Here is a 23,248-nt window from a genome sequence, read left to right as displayed (position 1 = left end):
TCTGCCTGCCGTTTGCTCAGTTCATGGCGCTGAAGTCGGGGACGGTGAGGGAGCCGTCCTCGGCGAGGGTGAAGCCCGGGTTCCAGGCGATCTCCCAGAGGTGGCCGTCCGGGTCGGCGAAGTAGCCGGCGTAGCCGCCGTAGAAGGTCTCCCGGGCCGGCTTGGTCACCGTCGCGCCGGCCTTGGTCGCCGTGGCGATCACCTCGTCGACCTCTGCTTGGGAGCGGACGTTCTGGGCGAGGGTCAGCGCGCCGGTGCCCGGACCTTCGATGCCCGCGTCGTCGGCTAGCTTGTCGCGGCCCCAGAGGACGAGGGCCAGGCCGCCGGCCTGGAAGAAGACCGTCTCCTCGACCTCCTGGCCTCGCCAGCCGAGCTGCTCGTAGAAGGCTTTCGCGCGGGCCACGTCCGCGACTCCCAGGGTGATCAGGCTGATCCGCTGCTCCATGGGCTTCAACCTAACGCTAGGAGCTCTCTCGCACCCCCTCATCCCATAGCATTGATGCTATGAGGTGGAGCGATGAGTGATCGCCTGGACGGGAACGACCTGCGTGAGCGCCGGATGGCGCAGCCCGGCGCAGCCGAGACCTACGAGGCAACCCGCATCGCCTTCGAGCTTGGGCTGGAGGTGCGCCACCTGCGCGAAGGGCACGGCTGGAGTCAGAGCCAGTTGGCGCGCGCTGCTGGGATGACTCAGTCCGCGGTGGCCCGGTTCGAGGCGGGCGGGACCGTGCCGACCTTGCCGCTCCTGGCGCGCTTGGCCCGTGCCCTGGATCGGAGGCTGGACGTAAGGCTCTCGCCGAACATGGAGTCGGCTTGAATCCAGGTGAGGCTCACCGCACTGCATGATCCGGACAATCTTTGCGAGAAGGAGCTACTTGTTCGAGGTGCCTGCTGGTTCAAGCCAGTGCCTGCCTGCCGGCCGCCGCCAGTCGCTACCTCGACAGAAGCAGGGCAAAGAAAAAGAGGGGCAGTAGCCTTGCGGCGGGTGCCCCTCTGTGTCTGCCGATAATCATACAGTACTCGACTGGTGCATGGCGGAACGTGGTCTGGAACTCCTCCTCAACTAGCCTACGCACGTGGCCACCCCCACCGCGCCGGGCTCATCCGTGACCTACGACCGTAATGCCATCGCCCGCATGATCGACTTCTTCACCATTGATGGCACCCCCTGGCCACGAAGGCTGTGGGACGTTGGCTCGCTATTGGGGCTGGAGGAGCTGTGGGAGGCTGGCTCGTGGGCAGCGCAGAAAGTACTTTCGACTGCCGCTTGTGACTGGCAGCGTAACGAGCTGCGGACGATCGTTGGTCCTGATGTGGGACTAGGGCAGAAGGAGCTCCGCAGAGAGTTGACGACTCTGCTCGCCGCGCCATTGCCCGATCCGAGCCCAGCTCGGCGGCGGCTTAAGGAGCTTATCGAGCATGCTCGTTCGGGCTATGTGGATCGTTGGGCGGCAGCGGTTGATACAACTCCCGCTCAACGGCCCAAGCCGGAGAGGCTTGCCCGGACGGTTGCCTCGCACCTTTTGGATCTCGGCTACGACGCCAACCATCTTGCGGCCTGGGCCAACGAGCTCAATGCGCGCCAGGCAACCGCGCTCGAGGTCGTGCAATCCGCTGCGACGTTGGCCAAAGCGCCTGAGCATTCGTTCGATGTGCTTGTGGTTCTACTTGCTGTGCCGGAGCGACCCCTCGCCGAGCAGCAGCTGAACTGGACCGCCAAAGGTAAAGTCATCGAATGGCTGAAAGAGCACAACTTCAGTGTTCAGGGCCTCCGGGTTGGTGGGGGCTTCCGCTACCAAGTCAACGCGCTGGATGCGTATGGTGCGGCTAATCAGGCCCGTGAGATGGTCGAGCGGATGGTAGCGCGCTCGTCATTCCAGCGGAGCAATCGCGGCGGCATCGTCGCTGCGCCAAATATATGGGTCGGCGGTCATCCTCAACCGATTTCACTGCTCCCTCCAGCCCGGGGAGCTAACATCCTCGCTCTGGTGCACGAGGGGCACCTATATCGAGTCGATGGAGAGCGGAGGCTGATTGATGACGCGCTGGAGTTGGCGGCGCCGCTCAACCAGGGCGCGCTAGGCCCTGCGGTCGCTGGCGGCTGGGCGGCCGTGGAATCGTTGTTGACCCACCCTGACGATCCCCAGGAAGAAGAGCGCTCTGGCAAGGCCGTCGCTGCCGATCGTCTCGCGGCGATCATTGCCTGCTCCTGGCCGCGAGCCGAGCTGACGGCATTGGCGCACCGTCACAGCCCGGCGGAGCCTGATGAGCTCAGCTCAGCTTTGGACGGCTGTACTACCAATATCGAGCGAGCGCGAACAGTGGCGGAAGGACTTAAGTCCGGATCGCGGCGCCCCCGACCGTCCGGACGCAAGCTTCAACGGCACAGTGACATGGCAGCAATCGACCGGATGGCTCGCGTCGTTGACGATCCACGTCGCGAGCTGAACGAGGCGGTCAAAACATTCAGGGTCGCTTTACGAAGGTTGTACCGGACCCGAAACATCGTTCTACATGGCGGTTCAACCAAGGGCGTTGCCTTGCAAGCCACCTTACGCATCGGCGCCCCCTTGGTCGGTGCTGGTCTAGACAGGTTGGCGCACGCTGCGCTTACCGAGGGAATTCGTCCACTCGACTTGGCTGCGCGGGCAGAGCTTGCTCTGAAGTTGGTTGGTGGGGAGACTGCACTGTCTGTTGTTGAGTTGCTAGAACCAAGACGTGGGTAGCGTTCAGAAATAGGAAAAGGGGCAGCGACCGGACTTGCCGGTGGGTGCCCCTTTAATCCTTGGTGAAGCCGACCTGGCAGGCCCAAATCGGTCCGTTGCTCATTGTGCGCAGACCGTTAGCGTCGTTCGTTGGTCGTCAGTCCGCGGTGTTCGTTGGGCGGATGGATTGGAGCCAAACGCGAGGACCGCCATTGTCGAGCTGCCAGAAGCTCCAGCCGTTGCGGTTGTCGTTAACGCTGGGGTTAAGGTGGCGGACGACCGCGCGCGCCGCGCCTGTAGGAGTCTTGAAGGACTCGCCCTTGAGTGGCCCGTCGGTGATTTCTACCCGGGCCGGGGCGAAGTAGAGGCCGCGCGTTCGGTGCCCCTCGTAATCAGCGTAGATCGGTACGCCGCCGGCAGCGCGGCTCGGCTCCTCGCTGCCGAGTGGGCTGTCGGCGACCAACCGCCGTACGATTTCGCCCTCCGTGACGTGTGCCATCCGTGCCGCGAACGCCACGAAGCGTTTGGTGCTGTCGTCCACTTCGATCGTTGCCATCCTTGACCCTCCTCGCAAAGAAGTTAGCGCAGCAAGGAGAGAAAATCAAGTAGATCAAGCAGGATCAGCGCTCCTTGCGGCCTGTGTTGAGGCCGAGGTGGGTCCCGCCGAAGGTTGGACGTCAGTTGCGTCCCATGCGCAGACCTGGGATGTCAGCTAGGCGGCGATGGTTCGGGCGGTGGCGTACACGTCGGCGGGTAGGGCGTGGTGGAGCTGCCACAGGACGCGCATGGGTCGGTCACCGGTGTGCGAGTCGTACGTCATGGTGCCGGCGTACAGGTACGGCGGTGCGCCCAGGTCGCGGTCGGCGATGCGGGTCTCCCGGACGAAGAGGTGCACGGTGGAGCCGCCCGAGGTGTAGCGCTGCCCGGTCGCAGATGCCGCAGAGGTGGTGCTCTGCGACTCCCACTGGAACAGGGTGTCGGTGATGGCCCGGTCGGCGTACATGGTGGTGGGGGAGTAGTGGGCTTCCGACTTGACCAGGGTGACGAAGAACAGGTCGGCCTGGGCGTCGGGCAGCCACTTCACCCCCTCGCGCAGTGACCCCGGGTTGGTCATGCCGAAGGCCGCGCAAGCCTCGTTGCGGCTGTACCGGGCGTGCACCCGCAATGGCACCGCCCCCGCCGCGAGCGTGGGCGTGACCCGGTGGATGCGGTCCCGCAGCACCTCGGCGACTTGCCGCAGCTCGGCGCAGCGGGCCGGTTCCTTCCACAGCCGCGCCAGCCGTTCGTCCCGCGTTGGCAGTGGTGCGTTCGGCCCCCAGAGGCTGAAGTGCAGCATGTCGAGCAGTCGCCTGTTGCCCGCGTACTCCTGCTGACCTGGCGCAGGCGGTCCGGCCGCAACCTTCGTCAGTAGCTCTAGCCGGTCGACGTCGTCGGTGTGCAGCATGCGACCGATGGCCCGGCCCAGCTCGCGGTCGTCCGGGCCGGGCGCGGCCGTCTCGACGCCGGCGAGCCGCCGCAGCCCGGTCCAGCCGCCGATGCTGGCTGATCGGTACACGTCCTCGATCTCCAGGCCGGTTTCACGCAGGAACGTCGCTAGGGTGACGTCGCCGAGTTGCCGCAGCTCAGACACCAGGCCGGCCTTCGAGGTGGGCAGCGCCGACTTCAGGTTGGAGAGCACCACCTCCTTCGCCACCCGGTCCAGTTCGACGTGGCAGCCGCTGGGCAGGCTCGGGAAGTCGTCGCGGACCGCCTCGGTGATCGCCCGCCGGCTCACCCCGGTCAGGGCACGCCAGCGCAGGTCGAAGCGGAAGTTGGCGTTCTGCCCGCCGATGAAGTCGAGCACGGTCAGGCAGGGCTTGTCGTCGTCCAGCCGCAGACCACGGCCGAGCTGTTGCAGGAAGATCGTGGCGCTCTCGGTGGGTCGCAGCATCAGGATCGTGTCGACCATCGGCAGGTCGACGCCCTCGTTGAACAGGTCCACTGTGAAGAGCACCCGCAGCCTGCCTGCCTTGAAGTCCCGCAACAGCCCGGCGCGATCGGTGCCAGCGCGCGAGGTCACCGCCGCAGACGGCACGCCGTGGTCGTTGAACCACTTGGCCATGAACTCGGCGTGCCCGATGCTCACGCAGAACCCGAGCGCCCGCACCCGCCCGACGTCCACCTTGTCGCTGACCGCGCGCAACACCGACCGCGCCCGTGCGTGGTTGCCGGTGTAGACGACGTCCAGCTCCGCCGGGTCGTAGCCCTGGCCGCGTTTCCAGGCGAGGTGCGACAGGTCCACGTCGTCGTGCAGCCCGAAGTACTGGAACGGCGACAACAACTGCCGCTCCAACGCGTCCCACAGATGCAGCTCAACTGCCGCGCGCCCGTCGAACCACCGGCGCACGTCGCCGCCGTCGGCCCGGTCAGGGGTCGCGGTCAGTCCCAGGAGTACGCGGGGACGCAGCCGCTCCAACAATCGCGTGTACGTCGGCGCCTCGGCGTGGTGAAACTCGTCCACGATCACCATGTCGTACGCCTCGGGGTCGACCTCGCGGCGGTGCAGCGACTGAATGGAGGCGAAGACGTGCTTCCAGCCGTTCGGCTTCTCGCCTGCGACAAGCGTCTCGCCGAAGCTACCGTCGCCCATGACCTGCCGGAACGTGGACAGGCTCTGCCGCAGGATCTGCTCCTGATGAGCGACGAAGAGCAGCGAGTCTGCTCGTTTGGCCTTGTGCAGCCGGCGATAGTCCAGGGCGGCGACGACGGTCTTGCCGGTGCCCGTCGCCATCACCACCAGGTTGCGCCAGCGCCCGTGCACCAGGCGCTCGGCGTCCAGGTCGGCAAGGATCTCCGCCTGGTACGGGTACGGGCGCACGTCCAGGTTCGAGATCGCGGTAGGTGCGTCGTCGCGGCGTTCCCCGCTCAACGCATGCCGTAGCCGGTCGGCGTCCCTGGTCGCGTCGTACGTCTCGAACGCCGGATCGTTCCAGTAGTCCTCGAACGTCGCCGTAAAGGTGTCGATGACGTGCGGTTGCTCGATGTTCGAGATGCGGACGTTCCACTCCACGCCGTCCACCAGTGCGGTCTTCGACAGGTTCGACGAGCCGACGTAAGCGGTGGTGGTGCCGTTGGTGCGGCGGAAGAGCCACGCCTTGGCGTGTAGGCGCGTGGTCCGCGTCTCGTACGACACCTTGACCTCGGCACCCAGCTCCTTGAGCCGGTCTAGCGCTCGCTGATCGGTAGCGCCGAGGTAGGTGGTGGTGATGACGCGGACCTTGCCGCCTCGGGCGATCAGCTCGCGGATGGCGTGCTCGACGATGCGCAGGCCGTACCACTTGATGAACGCGCAGAGCAGATCGATGCTCTCGGCCGACGCCATCTCGTGGTTGACCTCGTGGCCGATGCGGGGCTGATGGCGGCCGTTGACCAGCAGCGCGCCGGTGGAGAGGGGAGTGGTGGGGCGCTGCGGGAAGACTGGTAACGCCGGTGGGGTTGGCGGGGCGGCGATGGCGTGAAGCAGGTGCTTGGCGTCGGTGACCTGGTCCTGTTCGGTGGCTGCCTTGGGGCTCAGGGTGGCGATGGCTTCGGCGATCTGGTTCGCCATTGCGATCTGGTGGTGGAGCTTGTCGTCGCCGTTAGGGACCGACTGAAGGGCTCGGGCGGCCAAGGTGGCGATGTGCCGTGCGAGGGTGCCGTGCGCGTCGGCCGGGTCGAGGTTGTGGTGCTGGACCAGGGCGGGGTCGACGCGCTGAAGGCGGTCAGCCAGCTCACGGGTGATCAGGTGCTCGTACACACCCCGCTCAAGATCCGTCATCCACGCAATCTAAACGGTTGTGGCGCTTCGGGACCGTCTCTGGCTCATGTCTCTTCACATGTGTCGGTTCGTCGACAGGGGCATTTGACGACGGCTTGGCACGAGATCCGCGAAGGGCTTCCAACGGGCTTCAGGGTCATTTTCTCGCACTGATTGGAGGCGGGCCGCGAACTCGCCCGCAACACTGGGCGAGTTGCTAATGAGCGGGGCCGCGGCAGCGATCATCTTCAGCTCGCGGGCTTCTCGCAAGACTAGCCATGACTGGTCTGAGGTCACGTCGTAGCCGTATGCGGTAGCTAACCCTTCGTGTAAGCCCGTGCAACCGAACCGTGCCTCGCCTACCGCCACCGCTGCCAGGTCAACCTGCCATGGCCCAATGCACGTGGCGTCGAAGTCACATATCACCGTCCGGCCCGATGCCTCTCGCAACAGGTTGCCGACATGGGCATCCCCGTGGACCAGCTTCGGCTCATCCCGGTGGTTGAGCGCAACCAGTTGCGGCTCCAGGCGATCGCACCACCTCACGAGAAAATCGCGATCATGCGGATCGAGACCCTCGGCGTCAGCCAAGCGCCGTCGGGCGTCGCCGACCGGATTCCAAGCCGGGAGCGCGATGGAAGCCGCGTCGAGAGCATGGAGCTCGCGCAACACAAGGCCGAGGTCCTCCACCGTCGGAGCAGACTGGGACGGAGACGGCGGAACGTAGGACCAGACTGAGGCAGCGAAGCCGCCGACTCGCACGGGTTGCTCAAGACCGGGCGCAAGCCGGACCGTCGGTGCGTCGATCCGAGCAAACCAATGCCCAAGCTGCACTACCTTGGTCACCCGGTCAAGGAGCTGATGGGTTCGTGCGATCCGGATGACGATTCCGGCTCGGGGCAATGCGAAGACGGCGTTGTTGGTCATTTGCAGCAACTGGGCGGCTTCGGTAGAAACGCCAAGGGTGGCGGCAATTTCTCGCATCGCCGCCGTCATTGCTTCCTCGGAGAACCGCCCGCTCATGCGACCATCAGGGCCTGGGTAGTGAGAGCCCGCTCGAACGCGGCCACCTTCGGAAGCTCTCGATGCCGAGCGAGATCACGACGCAGATTGATTACTCGATCGATGACCCGCTTAGAGCTCATCGCTTGTGCCTGCGTCAGCACCCGTACTCCAACGCCGAGCGCCTGCTCGGGCTCATCGGCCAAGAACAGTGCGCTGCACAGCCCGACCTTGTTGAGCACGGTGCTGCGCACGTTGGCGGCGCCGAACGCGGCGATGGAATCCCTGCCCCAGCGCACCGCCTCGGACGCGTACCTCCGGTCTCGCCGTGCCATGTCTCGGTAAACCCGCCCGTACTGAGCCAACAGTTCACCGCGGTCGTAGAAGCCCAGCCAGGCAGGTTCGTGGTCCTTGTTGATGCGCTCGAATTGATCGCTGGCCCTGCCGAGTGTTTTCACAGCGGTCTGGTCGTCACCTAGTGCCGCGAGGGAGGCTGCTTCGGCACCCCACAGCAGGGCTTTGGCTGCCGGAGTCGCATGCGACCCGAGCTGTGCGCAGGTAAGTTGCAGTGTCGCGAGGGCATCCCTGTTATGCCGAAGATGTTGAAGCTGCTTGGCCTGCGCGTACCGGATCATCGCGACGAGCGGGGCGTCATCAGCAGTCAACGCGGCACGCTCACCGGCGACGAAGTGCCGCTGCGCGTCGTCATGCTTTCCCGCGTCGAGCGCGGTCCAGCCGGCCAGTTGCCGGGCTGTTGCCACCGCTGCGATGAGAGGTGATGTAAGCCCGGCCGGATGCGACCAATCAAGCATCCGGTACACCGATTCCGCGAACCGAGCCACCTCCCGATACAGCAGGCCGCCGCCAGACTCCCGGTCCACCGACCGGTACAGCTCCAGCACGGCGTTCAGCCGAGCGATATCCGCTGTGCCGATCCGCCGAGGCTGGACAACTTCGCTTCCACCGAGCAGACCCGCGCCCGCAGCGACGGCGGCGATACCGGCTAACAGGGCCCGGCGACCCTCATCTGGCCCAGCACCGTGTGAGTCGGTTGAGGCGCGGGCCCTTCCGGTTTTCTCGGGCGACCACTGAGGCTGTCCAGGAAGGGTGAACCAGAGGCTGCCCGCGGGCACCCGAAGGAGCTGCGCCCAGTGCGCCAGTCGGTCCAGGTGCACCAGCGGCGGGCCGTTCTCCACCCGACTCAACTGCGCCTGCGTGATCCCCAACCATCCCGCCACCACGGACTGCGGCAGGGCGACCCGACCGTGATACGGATGGCACCGGTACGCCCGGATGACCCGCCCCAGATGCCGCTCGGCCAGCGCGAGTCGCACCGGCTCGTGCTCCCAGAAGCTCGCTGGCACCTGCGGTGGGGCGCTCAACCGGTCTCGCTCGGCGGCCTGGCACGGCGTACACCGTCCGCTGTCGTTGTCCCGGGCCAGCCGTCCGCCGCACCGAGGGCAGTTCGCGTGGGTCACCGGCGGCTCCGTCCGTCTCGCCTCATCGAGCGTATCCATTGAACACGCTGCGTGGAGCGCTGGTATACGCGCGACGCATATCGTCAAAGGACCGCCGGACACATGAACGAAAAGCAACTCCTCAGGACGGGAGCGCCGCCCGCAGCGCTTCGATGACCACGCCCCAACGTGCCGGCCCGTTCATCGAGTCCAGCGGCTTACCGTCGGCCACGACCACGCCGGCAGCACGCAGCACCTCCAGGTGGCCTGCGTACGCGGGATGCGCGGCCAACTCCGCCTTGGTATGCGGGAACGCGATGATTGGCAACCCCGCCCCCAGCGACTCGTTGAGGACGCCGAGCGCCAGCGTGTCGTTGATGCCCAGCGCCCACTTCGTCACCGTGTTGAACGTGACCGGGGCGGCCACCACCACATCGGCGGGCGGGTGCGGCTCGGGGTCGCCGGGCATCCGCCACTCCACGCGTACCAGATAGCCGGTCTTGTCCTGCAACGCCGCCCGGTCGAGCCACGGCGCGGCGGTGGGGCTGACGATCATGCAGACCCGCCACCCGTCGGCGATCAGGAGGTCGACCAGCTCGTCGATGTGTTCCGCCGGTCCCGCGGCGCAGACGACCAGATACAGCACCGGGCGTTCCGTCATGCCCGCAGTCTGCCCGATTCGACAGTCGCGGCGTGAAGCGCATACCGATCAGGTATGCCGCCAACGATCACCGCGACATGCCGTTGTGCCTGGTCAGCCGCGACAGTCGACGCATGGCCCGGGGCGGGTGCTCGGCCTCGGAGTTGCGCCGGCCCTCAACGGCGCAGCGCCTCCCGCCCCGGTGCCAGCCAACGAGTCGACTTGGAGCCGGCATGCCCACCGTGAACGACGACCACCCGGCTCGCGTGGGCCTGGCCGCCGCCTGGGAGTCGGTCGACGTGCGGGCCGCCGCTGACTTCTGGTGCACTGTCGAAGACCGCCGAGCTGGGCTGCTCCCGCAGCGCGACGCGCCGCTGTTCTTCACCGCGCTGGGCCGCCTCCTGGTCGGCGGCGACGACCCGGCGAGTCGGGCGGCGCTGCTGCGGGTGCTCGGCCGCGCGTACCGTCACTTCGACCTGCTTCCGCACGCCACCACCATCGGCGACGCGTTGCTCGCCACCGTCGCCCGCCACGCGCGCCCAGTGTGGACGCCGCAGCTCACCGTCACCGCCGAGCGCGCCCTGTGCCGCGCCAGGCACGCCATTCGCCGCGCCGCCGCCCAGGCCGGCGACGGCCGGGCCTGGTGGCACGTCGAGGTCATCGGCCATGACCGGCCGTCGTCCGACATCGCCATCCTGACGGTACGTCCCTGGCGGCGACTGCCCTTCCAGCCAGGTCAGGCCGTGCCGGTCTGCACGCCGCGCCTGCCGGGTCACTGGCGCTGGCTCTCGCCGGCCAACGCCCCACGCGCGGACGGCACCGTCGAGCTGCACGTCCGCGCCGTAGCCGCCGGCACCGTCTCCCACCGCCTGGTTCATGGGGTACGCCCCGGCGAGCTGCTCTGGCTCGGCCCACCCGTCGATACCGGCCTGAGCCTCGACCCGGCGAGCACGAACGATCTGCTGCTCGTCGCCGGTGGCACCGGCCTGGCGCCGCTGCGCGCCCTGGTCGAACAGGTCGCCGCCGCACCGGACGGCCGGCGGGTGACGCTGATCGTCGGCGCGCGCACCTTCACCGACCTGTACGACCCGATCACCCTCGACAAGTTGCAGTGCGCCCACGACTGGCTGACCATCGTGCCGGCCCTCTCCGACGACCCCTGCGCCGAGCCGGCCGAGCGAGGCGACGCCCTGACCATCGCCCTCGACCATCACCAGCCGGATCAGGAGATCTACCTCTGCGGCCCACCCGCGATGCTGACCGCCGCGCGGTCACGGCTGTCCGCTCTCGGCATCCCCTCCGCGCGCATCCACCTGCCCAGGGGCTTCACCTGCTGATGGTGTGCCTACCGGACGAACTCCGACCGGCCCGCGCATGCACGCCGCTCATGATCCTCGACGCTCGGTTACCAGCTGGAACTGAGCTGCTTGACGGCCTGGCGGAAGCGCCGCGGCGGCAGGACGGCCCGGAGCTTGTCGGCAGCGTCAGCGAAGTCCGAGATCGTGGTGACGCAGCCGTGGCCGAGGTGGGCGAGCCGGATGACGCCAAACCGCTCAACCACGAGCGCCTGGGACAGCGGGACTGTGTGCACGTTCCCGTCACCATCCACTGTCGAAATGGCGTCGATGCCGATGACCAGCTTGGCCTTGTTGTGGAACCGCTTGGAGAACGGCGGCCTGACAACCTCACCTGCTGGCACGAAACGGGTGGTCCGGCAGGAGTCCTCGGTGGCGCGAGGAAGGTTGGGCTTCGACCCGTACGGTACGACGATCATGGCGCTTGAGAGCCAACCCGATACGACGTCCCGCGCCGACTCCGGAGTGAGTCCAGCCAGCTCGCTGAGCGATTCCGAGCAGTAGATCTCCGCCGTGCCGAGCAGCTCCCGGTGGGTCAAGGAATCGAGGCTGTGGATGGCATCTTTCCATTCGACTTCGACCGTCAGGTCCTCGTCCTGCGTTGGCATCAGGTTAGCGATCTCCACTCGGTCAACTCCGTCGGAGACAAGCCGCCGCAGCTCGGCCCAGAGCAGCTCCGCCGCGACGGTGGCGTCGAACTTCTTGCCCTTCCTGCCGAAGTCTGGCGTGACCCTCAACCCGAGCTCGTGCCGCGTACTGTCGACGACCTCGCACATGAATTCCGCACCAATGGCCACCCCGGCCCGGTGTACTGCCTCAGCGACTCGCGCCCGCAAGGCCCACATCAGGAAGACCGCTTCCACGCTGGGCTCGACACTGATTATCAGCGCGACACCACGGACCTCGTCGGCGTACCAGATCGGTCCCGTCTGGTTGTTGACGAGTGGCGTGCTGCGGGTGACTCGCGGGCCAGCGGGCAACGGGAGTCGCATCGCCTGAGGCGGTTCGCCCGTCACTGTGAGAACAGCGTTGCCGCTGGTGAAGAACCTTTCGACGTACCGTCGGATCTCGTCCGCCGTGAAGAGCTTGTAGTCCACTGCGGGCCAGCGCGACAGGCCGTGTCCGCTCGGCCCGAAACGCCGCGACAGCAGCGCCCCCCACGGGTCGCGTAGCCCTTCTTCGATGTTCGACATGTACCGGCTGTCCGCATCGAGGCCCTCGACGGCGTCGGACAGATCCTCCGGCGGAAGATTACTGATAGCCGAGCAGATGGTGGCGAAATGCCTCACGACCTGATCAGGTGGGCCGCCTGCGAGGAACGACGTGTCGTTCATCCATATGTTGTCCTGGTGATTCTCCGCGATGTGATCCTCGGTCCAGTCCACCAGGTGCTGGACGAGATGGGTCAGGCCGATGGAGTCGATCTCTTCGTCGCGGACGCCGCACCCGAAGGTCAACGACGCGGCCAGGGAGCCAGGCACAGTGCGTTGGATGACAGTAACTCCGTCTATCTCCTCACGCCGCATGAGCGGATCGTAAGGTGACCGGTCAAGCCAAGGGCTGAGGCGTTCGACCGTCCGAGCAAGCGGTGCCGTTGGGTCAACTGATGGTGTCGCCGAACTCGCGTACCCCGTCCACATCGAGCGTGATCCGGTCGTTCGAGGTCCACTGGCCGGTGGCGGCGAGCCAGCTCGGGTCGTCGCGCTCGTCGATGGTGCTCCAACTGTGCCGGTGGTGCCGAAGCTGGATCGGCCCGGTCGACTGGCCCGGCGCGAGCGTGCCGTCGGTGAAGGTCAGCTCCACCCAGCCGGGGACGGGAGTGCCCGGCGGGGGATAAGGCGGCGCCGGCGTCGACAACACGGACGGCCCACCCGGGGGTACGAAGAACTGCACGGTCTGCTGGATCCGGTCACAACCCAGCGCGGCCCAGTCGCAGTTCGGCACCAGCGAGGTGTTGCCGCCCTCGAAGCGCAGGTGGTAGCGCACCTGCACGGTGCTCAAATCGAGCGGCCCGGTGCCGGTGTTGGTGACCTTCAGGAGGTGCTGGATCTGGTTGTTCGTCGGTGACCAGTCGAGGTTGAGGTAGCTGACCGTGGCGCGTCCGCTGGCGGTGCGCACCGTGGTGGCGGGTGAGGTGTCCGAGTAGCCGCCGAGCGCGCGGGCGGCAATCGCGATCCGGTACGTCGTGCCGGGTGCCAGGTCGGTCAGCGTGATCGTGGTGTCAGTGGTGGCGCCGAGGAAGCGGTACGTGTTCGGCCCCAACGGCACCTGCACCTCATAGTTGATCGGCTGCCCCGTGCCAGGTTCGACCCAGGCGGAGGGCGCCCAGCTGAGCGTGAGCTGATGCGGTTCGTTGGTGACCACCGTCGGGGCGCCGGGGGTGCTGATCGCTGGGCCGTCGGCACGGGCGGCGTTGACGGCGAGCAGGCTCGCCAGCGCGGCGACGGCTACGGCGGCGGTGACGCGGCGAGCGGACATGAGGCGAATGCTAGGGCCGCACCCGCAGAACTGATAGTTAACAGTCAATATGTGGACCCGGGTTCATGCTGCTGGTCTGTTACGCGACGTAGTCGGTTTGGAGATAATGCCTGGTCAGGTGGCTACCTAGCGTCAACCCGTCATCACGAACGGCCTCGACGTCGGCGTCGCACCTGCCGCCCCGTCCGGCCTCAGACGGGAGAGAACTATGCGTACTCAGAACACAGGCCGGCGGTTCGGCGCTCGGGCGTCCGTACTCGTGCTCGGTCTTGTCGCGACCGGAGCGGTGCTCGCCCCGGCGAGCCCGGCGTCCGCCGCGGTCCCCGGCCTGGTGCGGATCGCCGCCACCAGCGTCAGCAGCTCGACCGACTACCACAGCGTCACGGCGACCTGCCCGGTCGGCAAAGTGCTGACCGGCACGGGCTACGAACTCAACGGCGTCACCGGTGAGGGCATCGTCGACGACCTGCGCCCCAACGGTGGCCCGGCCACCGCGCCGACCGCCGTCACCGTCGGCGCCTACGAGACCGAGGCGTTCGCGGGTAACTGGTCGGTGACGGCGTACGCGATCTGCGCCAACCCGGTGCCCGGCCTCGTCCGCATCTCCACGGCCGGCGTCAGCAGCTCGGCCGACTACCGCAGCGTCACGGCCACCTGCCCGGTCGGCAAGGTGCTGACCGGCACCGGCTACGAGCTGAACGGCGTCACCGGTGAGGGTGTCGTCGACGACTTCCGCCCCAACGGGGGCGTGGCCACCGCACCGACCGCTGTCACCGTCGGCGCGTACGAGGCGGACGCCACTGCCCTGAACTGGTCCGCCACCGCGTACGCGATCTGCGCCAACCCCCTCGCGGGCCTGGTGCGCGCCTCCACCGTGGGGGTCAGCAACTCCCTCGACTTCCGCAGCGTCACGGCGACCTGCCCGGTCGGGAAGGTGCTGACCGGCGCCGGCTACGAGCTGAACGGGGTGACCGGCGAGGGCATCGTGGACGACTTCCGCCCCAACGGCGGCCCCGCGACCGCCCCGACATCCGCCGCTTCTGGCGCTTACGAGGAGGACGCCTTCGCCGGCAACTGGTCCGACACGGCGTACGCCATCTGCGCCACCCCGTAGAAACCAGTCAGCCGGTGCAGCCGCCGTGCGAAAGCGCGAGCCGCTGCACCGGCTGAGTGGTCGGCTCAGGAACTGCCTTGGCGCTGGATCCGCCCGTCGCCCGAGACCTTGGCCCGGCCCAGGCCGCCTTCGGTGCCGGCCGGGCCGGTCGCGGTACGGCGGTGCCGTTGGTCGGGCGAGTGCTCCATGGGCGAGCCCTGGCGGCCCGGAGCGCCGCTGCCCGAATGCCGCCGGCCTCGCGCCGACTCGCCGCCGCTGTCGTGTTTGTTCTGCTTGTGGCTACCCATGGACCGCGCGTACCCGGTCACTGTGCGGCTAGTCCTGAACCCTCGTCAGCTCCAGCGGCCTCACGGATTCCAATAGACGAGGACCCTGGCCTGGTCGAAACGTCGCTCCTTCAGGTCGGCACGCTGGATCACCCAGTGGATGCTCGCGCCGCCCTGTCTGCCGCCGTGAAACTCGGCCAGCACAACCCAGTCACCATGGTCGGGTTCCCCACCACCACCCCCCGACTTGTCGTACCCCGACCGGCCCGAGGGGTGGGCGCCCAACCAGGCGGGGTTGAAACCGTTGCAGTCAGTGCCGTAGCCGCCCAACAGCAGTGGCGTCGGGCCCCCGGCGGAGAACATGCCGTCCGGCACTTTGCGCAGGACGGCCTGCCACACCTCGGTCATCTGTTCGAACGGGGGATCTCCCGGCAGCGGCGGCGACCACGGGGGCCCCGGGACCGTCTTGACGTAGGGCAGAGAGATGTCGACGGTGAGGTGCAGATCGCCCTGCGGGATCTCGTAATAGACCTCCGCGTACTCGTCGTCGTCCGGAGGGAAGTCGGGCGGATACTGCGCTCGCTCCTCGACCGCCACGTCTGCCGGCACATATCTGGCCTCGCCCCAGCCGCTTTCTTCGGGCCAGCCGAACAGCAGCAGTTGGCCGTCGGACGGTAGTGGAAGATCGGTCACGTCTGCCGGAAGAGCAGCGCAGTCGATGGTGGCGATCAGGGGATACTCGGGGTCCTCGGCGGCGGCCGGAAGCATCACGGGTCCGCGGATAACGCCCACGACCGGTCCGTCACCCCCCTGTGTCAGGAGGGCGGAGGGGCGGGCGAGCCCCAGCCAGCGCTCCACGTCGGCGGCGGGTATGCCGCGGTGCAGCGCCTCGGCACGGACCTGATCGATGATCTTCACGTTTCGGGGAAGCACGGGAGAACCGTAGGTCAACCGTGCGACGTTCTCGACCCCGCCGGATGGTGGCTGCCCGCGAGACAGGCGCACCTGCAATCGATACCGCGATTTGCCGTCGGCGGGCGGCAGGTGGAAGCGCCCGACCATAGCGTCCGAACCACGGAGTTCCGCGAGCGCGCGATCTGTGGGAGGCGACCATGCAGACGACCGACGGTGTGGTGTTGCCGGGCGAACGGGCCGCGGTCACCGTGAACGTCGACCGATGGCGGGCGGGGCTACCGCCGGAGACGTCGCCCGCGCCCGACGAGGAGGCGTTGCGGACGGCGTACCGCCGCTTCCGCGACCCCGACCACGCTCGTCTGCCCTGGTTGGGGCCGGGCCTGTTCACGAAGGTTCTCTACTTCGCCGGCTACCGGCGCGGGGCGGGCGGTGTGCAGCCGCTGATCCTCGACCGTGTGGTGGCCGGTCTGCTTCCGGCCGAGGCGGGTGTCGGCCGGCGCAACGGGTGGTCATCCGAGGAGTGGCTGGCCTATCTGCGGTGGGCGGCCGAGCAGGCCCGGGTCAGGGGAGTGGAGCCGGACGCGGTGGAGATGGCGGTAGTGCCCGACCGCTGAGGTGGCTACCGGGTGGCGCGGAGGCGGGTGTCGAGGGCGTCGAGGTCGGGGACGAACCAGATCTGCCCGCCCTGGTTCGACTCGTGCACCAGCGCGCGCAACGCTGAACTCTCCGCGAGCTGCGCCGAGATGTCGCCGACGACGGCCAGCCGCACCCGGTAGTTGACGAACTTCTGCATCACGTCGCCGGCGAAACGGGTGCCCAGCGAGAAGAAGCGCGCGTCGAGCCGGTTGGCCGGCACGGCGACCACCTGGGCGCCGAGGAACGCCGCGCCGATCAGGTCCAGCGCGTCCTGCTCGGTGGCCACCGGCGGGCCGTCGGGGTCGCAGACCAGCACGGGCACTCCGGCGCGTTCCTGGATCTCGTCAGGCATCGTGGACCTCCCGGTCGAGCAGGCCGTTGTCGGCGTTGAGTACGGCGTCGAGCAGGTGCAGCAACTCCGCGGTGGCCGCCGGGTCACCCAGGATGATGATCTTCATGCGATGGCGTTGCTCGTCGTACACGGTCTGCACCCGCAGCGGGTTGGCCTGGTCGTGGCCGGTGTTGGCGCTGGTGAGCACGAGCGTGCCGAGCCGGTCGGCGGCGGCCCTGTCGAGACCGTCGACCTGGACGATGCTCGACACCTCCGCCTGCCTGGCGACGCCGGGCGCGGTCGGTGCCTGGCCGGTGAGCGCGTCGAGGTCGCCGGCGGCGATCCGGTACTGCTTGCCGATCCGCACCGCGCGCAGCCGGCCCGAGCGGATGTAGCCGCGCACGGTGCGTACGTGCAGGTTGAGCCGGTCGGCCACCTGCTCGACTGAGTACATTTCTTCTGTCATCGTTCCCTATACTACCCCGATAGGGAAGCATAGGGAGTGATGGGGTTGACTCGTTTGCGGCATCAGCTCCAAAGGCTCCGAACCCACCTGAGCCGGCGAGGCCCCGCGAGGCGTTCCGCCGGTTAACCCGCTCGCGCTGTCGGACAGGTCCAGTACCGTCTGGGAACCATGGACGCGCTCGGCGACGCCATCATCGGGCGGGATCACCCCGTAGGTCTGCTGCGCGCCGAGGTGGATCGCGCCACCACCAGCCACGGCGGTCTCGCCCTGGTCACCGGCGAGCCGGGCATCGGCAAGACGACCCTCGTCACGTCGGCAGCCCGGGAGGCCCGCCAGCGGGGCGCGCTGGTGCTCGGTGCCGCCTGCTGGGACTCCGACAGCGCCCCCGGCTACTGGCCGTGGGTGCAGGTGCTGCGTGCCCTGCGGCGCTCCGCCGACGACTGGGCGGTGGCGCGGCAGTCCGCCGAGCCGGCCCTCGCGGCCCTGCTCGGCCAATCCGGTGCCGACGGCGAGCAGGCCGGTCGCCTCGTCGGTTGGGCAGGCGTCGACCCCGGCCCGGACGCCGCCGACCAGGAGGCGTTCGCGCTGTACGACGCGGTGACCGCCGCCCTGGTCGCCGTCTCCCAGCACCGGCCGGTGGTGGTCGTCCTCGACGACCTGCACTGGGCCGACCCGGCCTCACTGCGGTTGCTGAGCTTCGCCGCCCAGCACACCTGGTTCGAGCGACTCCTGCTGATCGGCACCTACCGCGACGCCGAGGTCGAGTCGGGCGAGCACCCTCTGCGCCCGCTGCTGATGCCGCTGGTCGCGAAGGCCACCACGATCACCCTCACCGGTTTCACCCGCGACGAGGTGGCCGCGCTGATGACCCGGACCGCCGGCCGGGAGCCGGAGGCCAGCCTTGTCGACGAGGTGCACCGGCGTACCGGCGGCAACCCGTTCTTCGTCGAACAGACCGCGCGGCTGTGGCACGCCGACGACGCGGTCGGCACCATCGCACCCGGCGTACGGGAGGCGGTGCGCCGCCGCCTCGCCCAACTGCCCGCCACAGTGGTGGAGGCGCTGACCGTCGCCGCCGTACTGGGTCGCGAGTTCCACCGCCAGGTCCTCGCGGCCTGCGCGGCCGCTCCCGCGGCGCAGGTCGACCGGCTGCTCGACCGGGCGGTGACCGCCCGACTGGTGGTCGCCCGGGGTGGTGGCCGCTTCGCCTTCGCCCACGACCTGGTCCGCGAAACCCTCTACGACGGGCTGACCGACGACGACCGGCGGGCCCGGCACGGCGCGGTCGTCCGGGCGGTCGACGACCTGCGGGAGCTGACCGACCGCCTGATCCCAGCCGACCTCGCCCGCCACGCCTACCTCGCCGGTCCTGCGCTCGACCGGGCCCGGGTGGCCACGCTGCTGCTCGCCGCCGGCCGGGCCGCGTTCGCCCGGCTGGCGGGCGACGAGGCGGCACTGCACTTCCGCCGAGCCCTTGAGGTGGTCGAAGACCCGGTACAACGGGTGCGGATCCTCGTCGAGTTCGCCGAGTCGCACTACCACCACGCCGACCGGGAAGAGGTCACGAGGCTGCTGGCCGAGGCCGCCAAGCTGGCCCGGTCACTCGACGACCCGGTGCTGCTGGCCCGGGTCGCGCTCATCGTCAACCGCGCCCGCCAGGTGGACGCCGCCCAGTCGGCCGAAGCGGCGGAGCTGGTGCGCGAGGCGTACCGCCGGTTGATCAGCGAACCGGACGCCACCGCGCCGGTCGGCGCCCTGGTCGCCGACCTGATCACCGCCAGCGAGACGATCGCCCGTCGAGGGCAGGACGACGAGGCGCTCACCTTCAGCCTCTGGGCCCGCCACGACACGACCTGGGGGCTCGGCACCGCCGCGACCCGAGCCGCGCTCACCGCCGAGATCCGGGCCGTGGCCCGGCGGACCGGCGACCGGGAAACCGAGCTGTGGGCCACCTCGCTGCGCTGGGTGGCGCTGCTGGAGCTGGGCGACCCGCGCTTCGTCGAGGAACTCGTCACCTTCGTCGACGCCGAACGGGAGGGCGACTTCGCCCGGCACCGGATGGCGGCGGCCGTCGACAGCGGGATCATCGCGGCGTTCGAGGGCGACTTCGCCACGGCCGACGAGCGGTTCGCCTTCCTCACCGACCAGGCCGACCCGAGCTACGCCGAGTTCGGCTTCATGGGCCATCACCTGCGCTGGTCCCGGCTACTGCTCCAGGGCCGGGTCACCGAGGCCGCCGCGCTCGTGGAGGGGCTCGCCCCGACGGACTACCCGTACCGGGAACTGCTGCGAGCGATCACCGCTGCGGAGCGCGGCGACGGCGAGACGGCGCTCCGGTTGACCGTCGGCATCGAGGCCACCGCCACCCGGTACCCGCGCCCGGTGTCACCGCTCTGGCTCCGACTCCGCGCTCAGGCCGCCGCCGCGTCCGGCGACCCGAAGCGCTGCGATGCCGCGCGGGCCGCGCTCACCCCACACCGTGGGGAGTGGATGGTGGGGCTCTTCGGCTGCGACATCAGCGGCCCCGTCGACCACTGGGTGGCACTGATCGACGCCGCCCAGAAACGCTGGGACGACGCCATCGCCGGATTCACCGCCGCCCGGGACTCCGCCGACCGGATGGGCTCCCGAACCTGGTCGCTGCTCGCCCGTACCGGCCTCGCGAACGCCCTCGCCGGCCGAGGTCACCCCGGCGACTCGACGACGTCGACGGCGTTGCGCGCCACCGCCGTCCAGGAGGCGACCGCCCTCGGCATGACGCAGGTGCTCCACCGGCTCGCCGCCCCGACAGCCCGCGACATCCACCACCCGGACCAGGCCGTCTCGCTGGGTCAGGTTGCTGGTTGGGGCCAGGCCGTCGGGTCGGGCCAGGTTGTCGCGCCCGGTCGTGCCGCACCGGTCGCCGCTGCGTTCAAGGGGTACGAGTTTCGGCGCGACGGGCGGGTCTGGCAACTGGCGTACGACAGTGTCGTGGCGCACCTGCCCGACGCCAAGGGCCTGCATGACCTGCACCTGCTGCTCAGCCGGCCCGGCAGCGACGTGCCGGCCGTCGAACTGCTCGACCCGGCAGCCGGGCCGGAGCTGGTGGCCGCCCGGCGAATGGGCGCCGATCCGGTCCTCGACGACGAGGCGAAGGCCCGCTACCGGCGGCACCTGGCCCGCCTCGACGAGGAGATCGACCGGGCCGCCGCCCGCGACGACGACCGGAAGGTGTCCAAGCTGGACGCCGAGCGGGGTGCGTTGCTCGACGAGCTGCGTGCCGCGGCGGGCCTCGCCGGCCGGAGCCGTCGCCTGGGCGACGAGGCCGAGCGAGCCCGCAAGACGGTGACGGCGCGAATCCGCGACGCGCTCCGCAAGCTCGACGACCGGCACCCGGCGCTGGCGAGCCACCTGCGCGCAACAGTCTCCACCGGAACGACCTGCCGCTACCAACCGCCCAACGCGCTGCCCTGGCAGCTCTGACCTCACCCCAGTCCTCCGCGATCTTGCACTTTCGGTCGCCGGTTCAGGTGGATTCGTCACCCTTGTCGGGACAGAAAGTGCAAGATCGCGGGGGCGGGGCGGGGTGGGGGTTAGCGGCGGTTGTACTTGTACATGGTCAGGGTGCCGAAGACCAGGACGAAGCCGGCGCTCCACAGCAGCAGCCACATCGTCGCCGACGGGTCCGAGTCGCCGCTCATCGCTCCCCGGATCGCGGCCACCAGTTGCGTCACCGGGTTGACCTTCACGAACGCCTGGAGCCAACCGGGCATGGTGCTCGGCTCGACGAAGACGTTGCTCAGGAACGTCAGCGGGAACAGCACCATCATGCTGACCCCCATCACCGACTTCTCGCTGCGCAGGATCAGCCCGAAGAACGTCCACACCCAGGAGAACGCGAACGAGAAGACCACCAGCAGCCCGATCCCGGTAACAGCCCCGACCACCCCGCCCTCGGGGCGGAACCCGAGCACCAGCCCGAGACTCAGGATCACCACGGCGGCGAGGATGTAGCGCAGCACGTCGCCGAAGATCATGCCGACCAGGGCGGCCGGACGCCAGATGGGCAGCGTCCGGAACCTGTCGAAGATGCCCTTCTCGATGTCGGTGTTGAGGCCGACGCCGGTGTACATGGTGATCATGACGACGCTGGTCACCATGATGCCGGGCAGGAAGAACTGCAGGTAGTCACGCGGGCTGCCGGCGAGGGCGCCACCGAACAGGTACGTGAACATCAGCACCATGATGATCGGGAACGCGGTCACGTCGAAGAGCTGCTCGGGCACGTGCTTGATCTTCAGCATGGCCCGCCAGCCGAAGGTGAGCGACGCGCTCAGCGCGCTCGGTCGGGGCGGTCGGGAACCGGGCGCGAGCACAGTGGCCAGCGCCTCGGCGGACGGCACGTAGACGGTCGGCGCCCGCTCGGTGGTGGTGGTCGTGGTGTCGCTCATCGGGCTGCCTCCAGCTCGTCGTCGCGCTCGTCGGTCGGCACGGCGGGATGGTCGGTCAGGGCCAGGAAGACCTCGTCCAGGCTCGGCTGGCCGAGGGAGAAGTTGTCGACCACGATGCCGGCGCGGGCCAGGTCGCCGAGTACGCGAGCGGCCTGGGAGCTGGCGTCGAGGTCGGTGCCGGCCTCGCCGACGCGGGCGGTCAACGCCACCGGGTCGGCGGCGAGCTGCACCGGCACGTCGAGCGCCTCCCGGAGCACCCGCTCCGCCTCGGGGCGCTGAGCGGGGTCGCGCAGTCGCAGGTGGACGGTGCCGGAGCCGATCGACGACTTCAGCTCACCCGGGGTGCCCTCCGCGATCACCCGGCCGTTGTCGACGACAGCGATCCGCCCGGCGAGCTGGTCGGCCTCGTCGAGGTACTGGGTGGTCAGCAGCACCGTCGTGCCGTGCGACACCACCGCCCGGATGATCTCCCACACCTGGTTGCGGCTGCGCGGGTCGAGGCCGGTCGTCGGCTCGTCGAGGAAGAGCAGATCCGGGGTGTTCAGGATGCTGGCGGCGATGTCGATGCGTCGCCGCATCCCGCCCGAGTACTTCTTCACCTGGCGGTCGCTCGCCTCGGTCAGCCCGAACGCGGCCAGCAGGGCCGCGGCGCGCTCCCGAGCGGCCGGCTTGCGCAGGCCGAGCAGGCGCGCCAGGAGCACCAGGTTCTCCGTACCCGTCAGGTCCTCGTCGACGGAGGCGTACTGGCCGGTGAGGCTCACCCGGGAACGGACCTTGTCGGCCTCGGTGACCACGTCGTGCCCGAAGACCCGGGCCGAGCCGCCGTCGGGTCGCAGCAGGGTGGCGAGCACCCGGACCGCCGTGGTCTTGCCCGCGCCGTTCGGGCCGAGCAGACCGTAGACGGTGCCGGCGGGCACCTGGAGGTCGATGCCGGCCAGCGCCCGGGTGTCCCCGAACGAGCGGGTCAGCCCCTCTGCCTCGATGGCCGGACCGGTGGTGCGTCTACTCATGATCCTTACCTTTCGTGTCGGACGTGTTCAGGAGACGTAGGGTCGAGCTTCCCGGCCGTCGCGCAGGGCCAGACCCCACCAGCGCAGCTGGTCGAGCAGGACGCCGACGTCGCGTCGCAGCTCGTCGGTGCACCGGGCGGTCGGCTCGCCGGCCAGCAGGTCGATCCCGACGACGTCGCGCACCGTCATCGCGTGCAGTGCGGTGAAGACGGTACGTAACTGGTCGACCGCGTGCAGGCCGGTGGACCGACAGCCGTACGACACGAAGCCGACCGCTTTGGCCTGCCACTCGTCGTACGCGTAGTCGATGGCTTGTTTCAAGGGTGCCGGGAAGCTGTGGTTGTACTCGGGGGTGACCACGACGAACGCGTCCGCCCGGCCCACCTCGCTGACGAACGCCCGGATGGACGCGGTCGGCTCGGCGGGGTAGGTGGCCGGGAAGTCGTACTCGGTCAGGTCAACGACCGTCACCGTCAGGTCGTCGTGCCGCGCGGCCTGCTCGACGAACCAGTGCGCCAGCCGGTCGCCGACCCGCCCCTCCCGGGTGCTGCCGACGATCACGGCGATCCGCAACGGTGCCATGGCCCACCCCCCTTCCACAGTGAAGGCGCGAGGTGACGACAGATGCCCGCTAGATCCGATCTAGCGGGCGTGGTTCGGGGGCGAAA

The 23,248-nt window shown here is 68.8% G+C and carries 21 protein-coding genes; 6 read left to right on the top strand and 15 right to left on the bottom strand.

The genetic code is table 11. The features are described 5' to 3' along the window. Positions 1-16 precede the first annotated feature (16 nt). The gene (locus ACGF3C_RS18805) at positions 17-445 is read right to left on the bottom strand and encodes a VOC family protein (protein WP_393223438.1); all 429 of its coding nucleotides are present in this window, start codon (positions 443-445) and stop codon (positions 17-19) included. 72 nt (positions 446-517) lie between these two features. Here ACGF3C_RS18805 and ACGF3C_RS18800 point away from each other — a divergent pair, with 72 nt between their 5' ends. Then, on the top strand, positions 518-817 hold the full coding sequence (locus ACGF3C_RS18800; protein ID WP_393223435.1) for a multiprotein-bridging factor 1 family protein: 300 nt from the start codon (positions 518-520) through the stop codon (positions 815-817). 259 nt (positions 818-1,076) lie between these two features. Beyond that, positions 1,077-2,726, top strand: a complete 1,650-nt coding sequence (locus ACGF3C_RS18795; RefSeq protein WP_393223432.1) for an integrase — start codon at positions 1,077-1,079, stop codon at positions 2,724-2,726. Positions 2,727-2,862: 136 nt separating this feature from the next. On the opposite strand, the gene ACGF3C_RS18790 is transcribed toward ACGF3C_RS18795, so the two are convergent. The 5 genes from ACGF3C_RS18790 to ACGF3C_RS18770 form a co-directional block, all read right to left on the bottom strand. Then, on the bottom strand, positions 2,863-3,261 hold the full coding sequence (locus tag ACGF3C_RS18790; RefSeq protein ID WP_393223429.1) for a hypothetical protein: 399 nt from the start codon (positions 3,259-3,261) through the stop codon (positions 2,863-2,865). A 156-nt stretch (positions 3,262-3,417) separates the two neighbouring features. Continuing rightward, positions 3,418-6,501, bottom strand: a complete 3,084-nt coding sequence (locus ACGF3C_RS18785) for a DUF3427 domain-containing protein (protein WP_393223426.1) — start codon at positions 6,499-6,501, stop codon at positions 3,418-3,420. Positions 6,502-6,555: 54 nt separating this feature from the next. Beyond that, a complete protein-coding gene (locus ACGF3C_RS18780) occupies positions 6,556-7,503 on the bottom strand; it encodes an aminoglycoside phosphotransferase family protein (protein WP_393223423.1) in 948 nt (315 codons plus the stop codon). After that, a complete protein-coding gene (locus ACGF3C_RS18775) occupies positions 7,500-8,816 on the bottom strand; it encodes a helix-turn-helix domain-containing protein (protein WP_393223420.1) in 1,317 nt (438 codons plus the stop codon). Before ACGF3C_RS18775 ends, ACGF3C_RS18780 begins: the two co-directional genes overlap by 4 nt. A gap of 265 nt (positions 8,817-9,081) precedes the next feature. Continuing rightward, positions 9,082-9,600 (bottom strand): flavoprotein, encoded by a 519-nt coding sequence (locus ACGF3C_RS18770; protein ID WP_393223417.1) that lies wholly within the window; start codon positions 9,598-9,600, stop codon positions 9,082-9,084. 212 nt (positions 9,601-9,812) lie between these two features. Here ACGF3C_RS18770 and ACGF3C_RS18765 point away from each other — a divergent pair, with 212 nt between their 5' ends. Then, positions 9,813-10,916 carry an FAD-binding oxidoreductase gene (locus ACGF3C_RS18765; protein WP_393223414.1) on the top strand — a complete coding sequence of 368 codons (1,104 nt, stop codon included), beginning with the start codon at positions 9,813-9,815 and terminating at the stop codon, positions 10,914-10,916. A 68-nt stretch (positions 10,917-10,984) separates the two neighbouring features. Here ACGF3C_RS18765 and ACGF3C_RS18760 read toward each other — a convergent pair whose 3' ends face one another. Next, positions 10,985-12,460 (bottom strand): hypothetical protein, encoded by a 1,476-nt coding sequence (locus tag ACGF3C_RS18760; RefSeq protein ID WP_393223411.1) that lies wholly within the window; start codon positions 12,458-12,460, stop codon positions 10,985-10,987. A 73-nt stretch (positions 12,461-12,533) separates the two neighbouring features. Continuing rightward, positions 12,534-13,412 (bottom strand): fibronectin type III domain-containing protein, encoded by an 879-nt coding sequence (locus ACGF3C_RS18755; RefSeq protein WP_357228061.1) that lies wholly within the window; start codon positions 13,410-13,412, stop codon positions 12,534-12,536. Positions 13,413-13,620: 208 nt separating this feature from the next. Here ACGF3C_RS18755 and ACGF3C_RS18750 point away from each other — a divergent pair, with 208 nt between their 5' ends. Next, a complete protein-coding gene (locus ACGF3C_RS18750; RefSeq protein WP_393223408.1) occupies positions 13,621-14,526 on the top strand; it encodes a hypothetical protein in 906 nt (301 codons plus the stop codon). A gap of 65 nt (positions 14,527-14,591) precedes the next feature. Here the strand turns inward: ACGF3C_RS18750 and ACGF3C_RS18745 are convergent, their stop codons facing one another. Next, positions 14,592-14,813 (bottom strand): hypothetical protein, encoded by a 222-nt coding sequence (locus ACGF3C_RS18745; protein WP_357228066.1) that lies wholly within the window; start codon positions 14,811-14,813, stop codon positions 14,592-14,594. A 60-nt stretch (positions 14,814-14,873) separates the two neighbouring features. Continuing rightward, positions 14,874-15,854: a hypothetical protein gene (locus ACGF3C_RS18740; RefSeq protein ID WP_393223405.1), complete on the bottom strand. Its 981-nt coding sequence runs from the start codon at positions 15,852-15,854 to the stop codon at positions 14,874-14,876. A 50-nt stretch (positions 15,855-15,904) separates the two neighbouring features. Between ACGF3C_RS18740 and ACGF3C_RS18735 the strand changes: the two genes are divergently transcribed. Further along, a complete protein-coding gene (locus ACGF3C_RS18735) occupies positions 15,905-16,321 on the top strand; it encodes a hypothetical protein (RefSeq protein ID WP_393223402.1) in 417 nt (138 codons plus the stop codon). A gap of 5 nt (positions 16,322-16,326) precedes the next feature. Here the strand turns inward: ACGF3C_RS18735 and ACGF3C_RS18730 are convergent, their stop codons facing one another. Continuing rightward, positions 16,327-16,695: a DUF4180 domain-containing protein gene (locus tag ACGF3C_RS18730; RefSeq protein ID WP_393223399.1), complete on the bottom strand. Its 369-nt coding sequence runs from the start codon at positions 16,693-16,695 to the stop codon at positions 16,327-16,329. Then, positions 16,688-17,140 (bottom strand): helix-turn-helix domain-containing protein, encoded by a 453-nt coding sequence (locus tag ACGF3C_RS18725; RefSeq protein WP_357228076.1) that lies wholly within the window; start codon positions 17,138-17,140, stop codon positions 16,688-16,690. Before ACGF3C_RS18725 ends, ACGF3C_RS18730 begins: the two co-directional genes overlap by 8 nt. Before the next feature lie 168 nt (positions 17,141-17,308). On the opposite strand from ACGF3C_RS18725, the gene ACGF3C_RS18720 reads away from it, so the two are divergent. Beyond that, positions 17,309-20,602 (top strand): ATP-binding protein, encoded by a 3,294-nt coding sequence (locus ACGF3C_RS18720; protein WP_393223395.1) that lies wholly within the window; start codon positions 17,309-17,311, stop codon positions 20,600-20,602. A 110-nt stretch (positions 20,603-20,712) separates the two neighbouring features. Here the strand turns inward: ACGF3C_RS18720 and ACGF3C_RS18715 are convergent, their stop codons facing one another. Genes ACGF3C_RS18715 through ACGF3C_RS18705 form a run of 3 tightly spaced genes read right to left on the bottom strand, consistent with a single transcriptional unit; the run spans position 20,713 to position 23,162 of the window. Then, positions 20,713-21,570 (bottom strand): ABC transporter permease, encoded by an 858-nt coding sequence (locus ACGF3C_RS18715; RefSeq protein WP_357233369.1) that lies wholly within the window; start codon positions 21,568-21,570, stop codon positions 20,713-20,715. Continuing rightward, the gene (locus tag ACGF3C_RS18710; RefSeq protein WP_357233371.1) at positions 21,567-22,580 is read right to left on the bottom strand and encodes an ATP-binding cassette domain-containing protein; all 1,014 of its coding nucleotides are present in this window, start codon (positions 22,578-22,580) and stop codon (positions 21,567-21,569) included. The genes ACGF3C_RS18715 and ACGF3C_RS18710 overlap by 4 nt, the downstream gene beginning before the upstream one ends. 27 nt (positions 22,581-22,607) lie before the next feature. Then, positions 22,608-23,162, bottom strand: coding sequence for an NAD(P)H-dependent oxidoreductase (locus ACGF3C_RS18705; protein WP_357233373.1), 555 nt, complete (start codon positions 23,160-23,162; stop codon positions 22,608-22,610). Positions 23,163-23,248: the final 86 nt, after the last annotated feature.

This window comes from Micromonospora sp. NPDC047762 (assembly GCF_043204655.1).
Lineage (GTDB): Bacteria > Actinomycetota > Actinomycetes > Mycobacteriales > Micromonosporaceae > Micromonospora.
The sequence above is the reverse complement of the archived record's forward strand: the minus strand, read 5'-3'. Positions and strand labels throughout refer to the sequence as shown.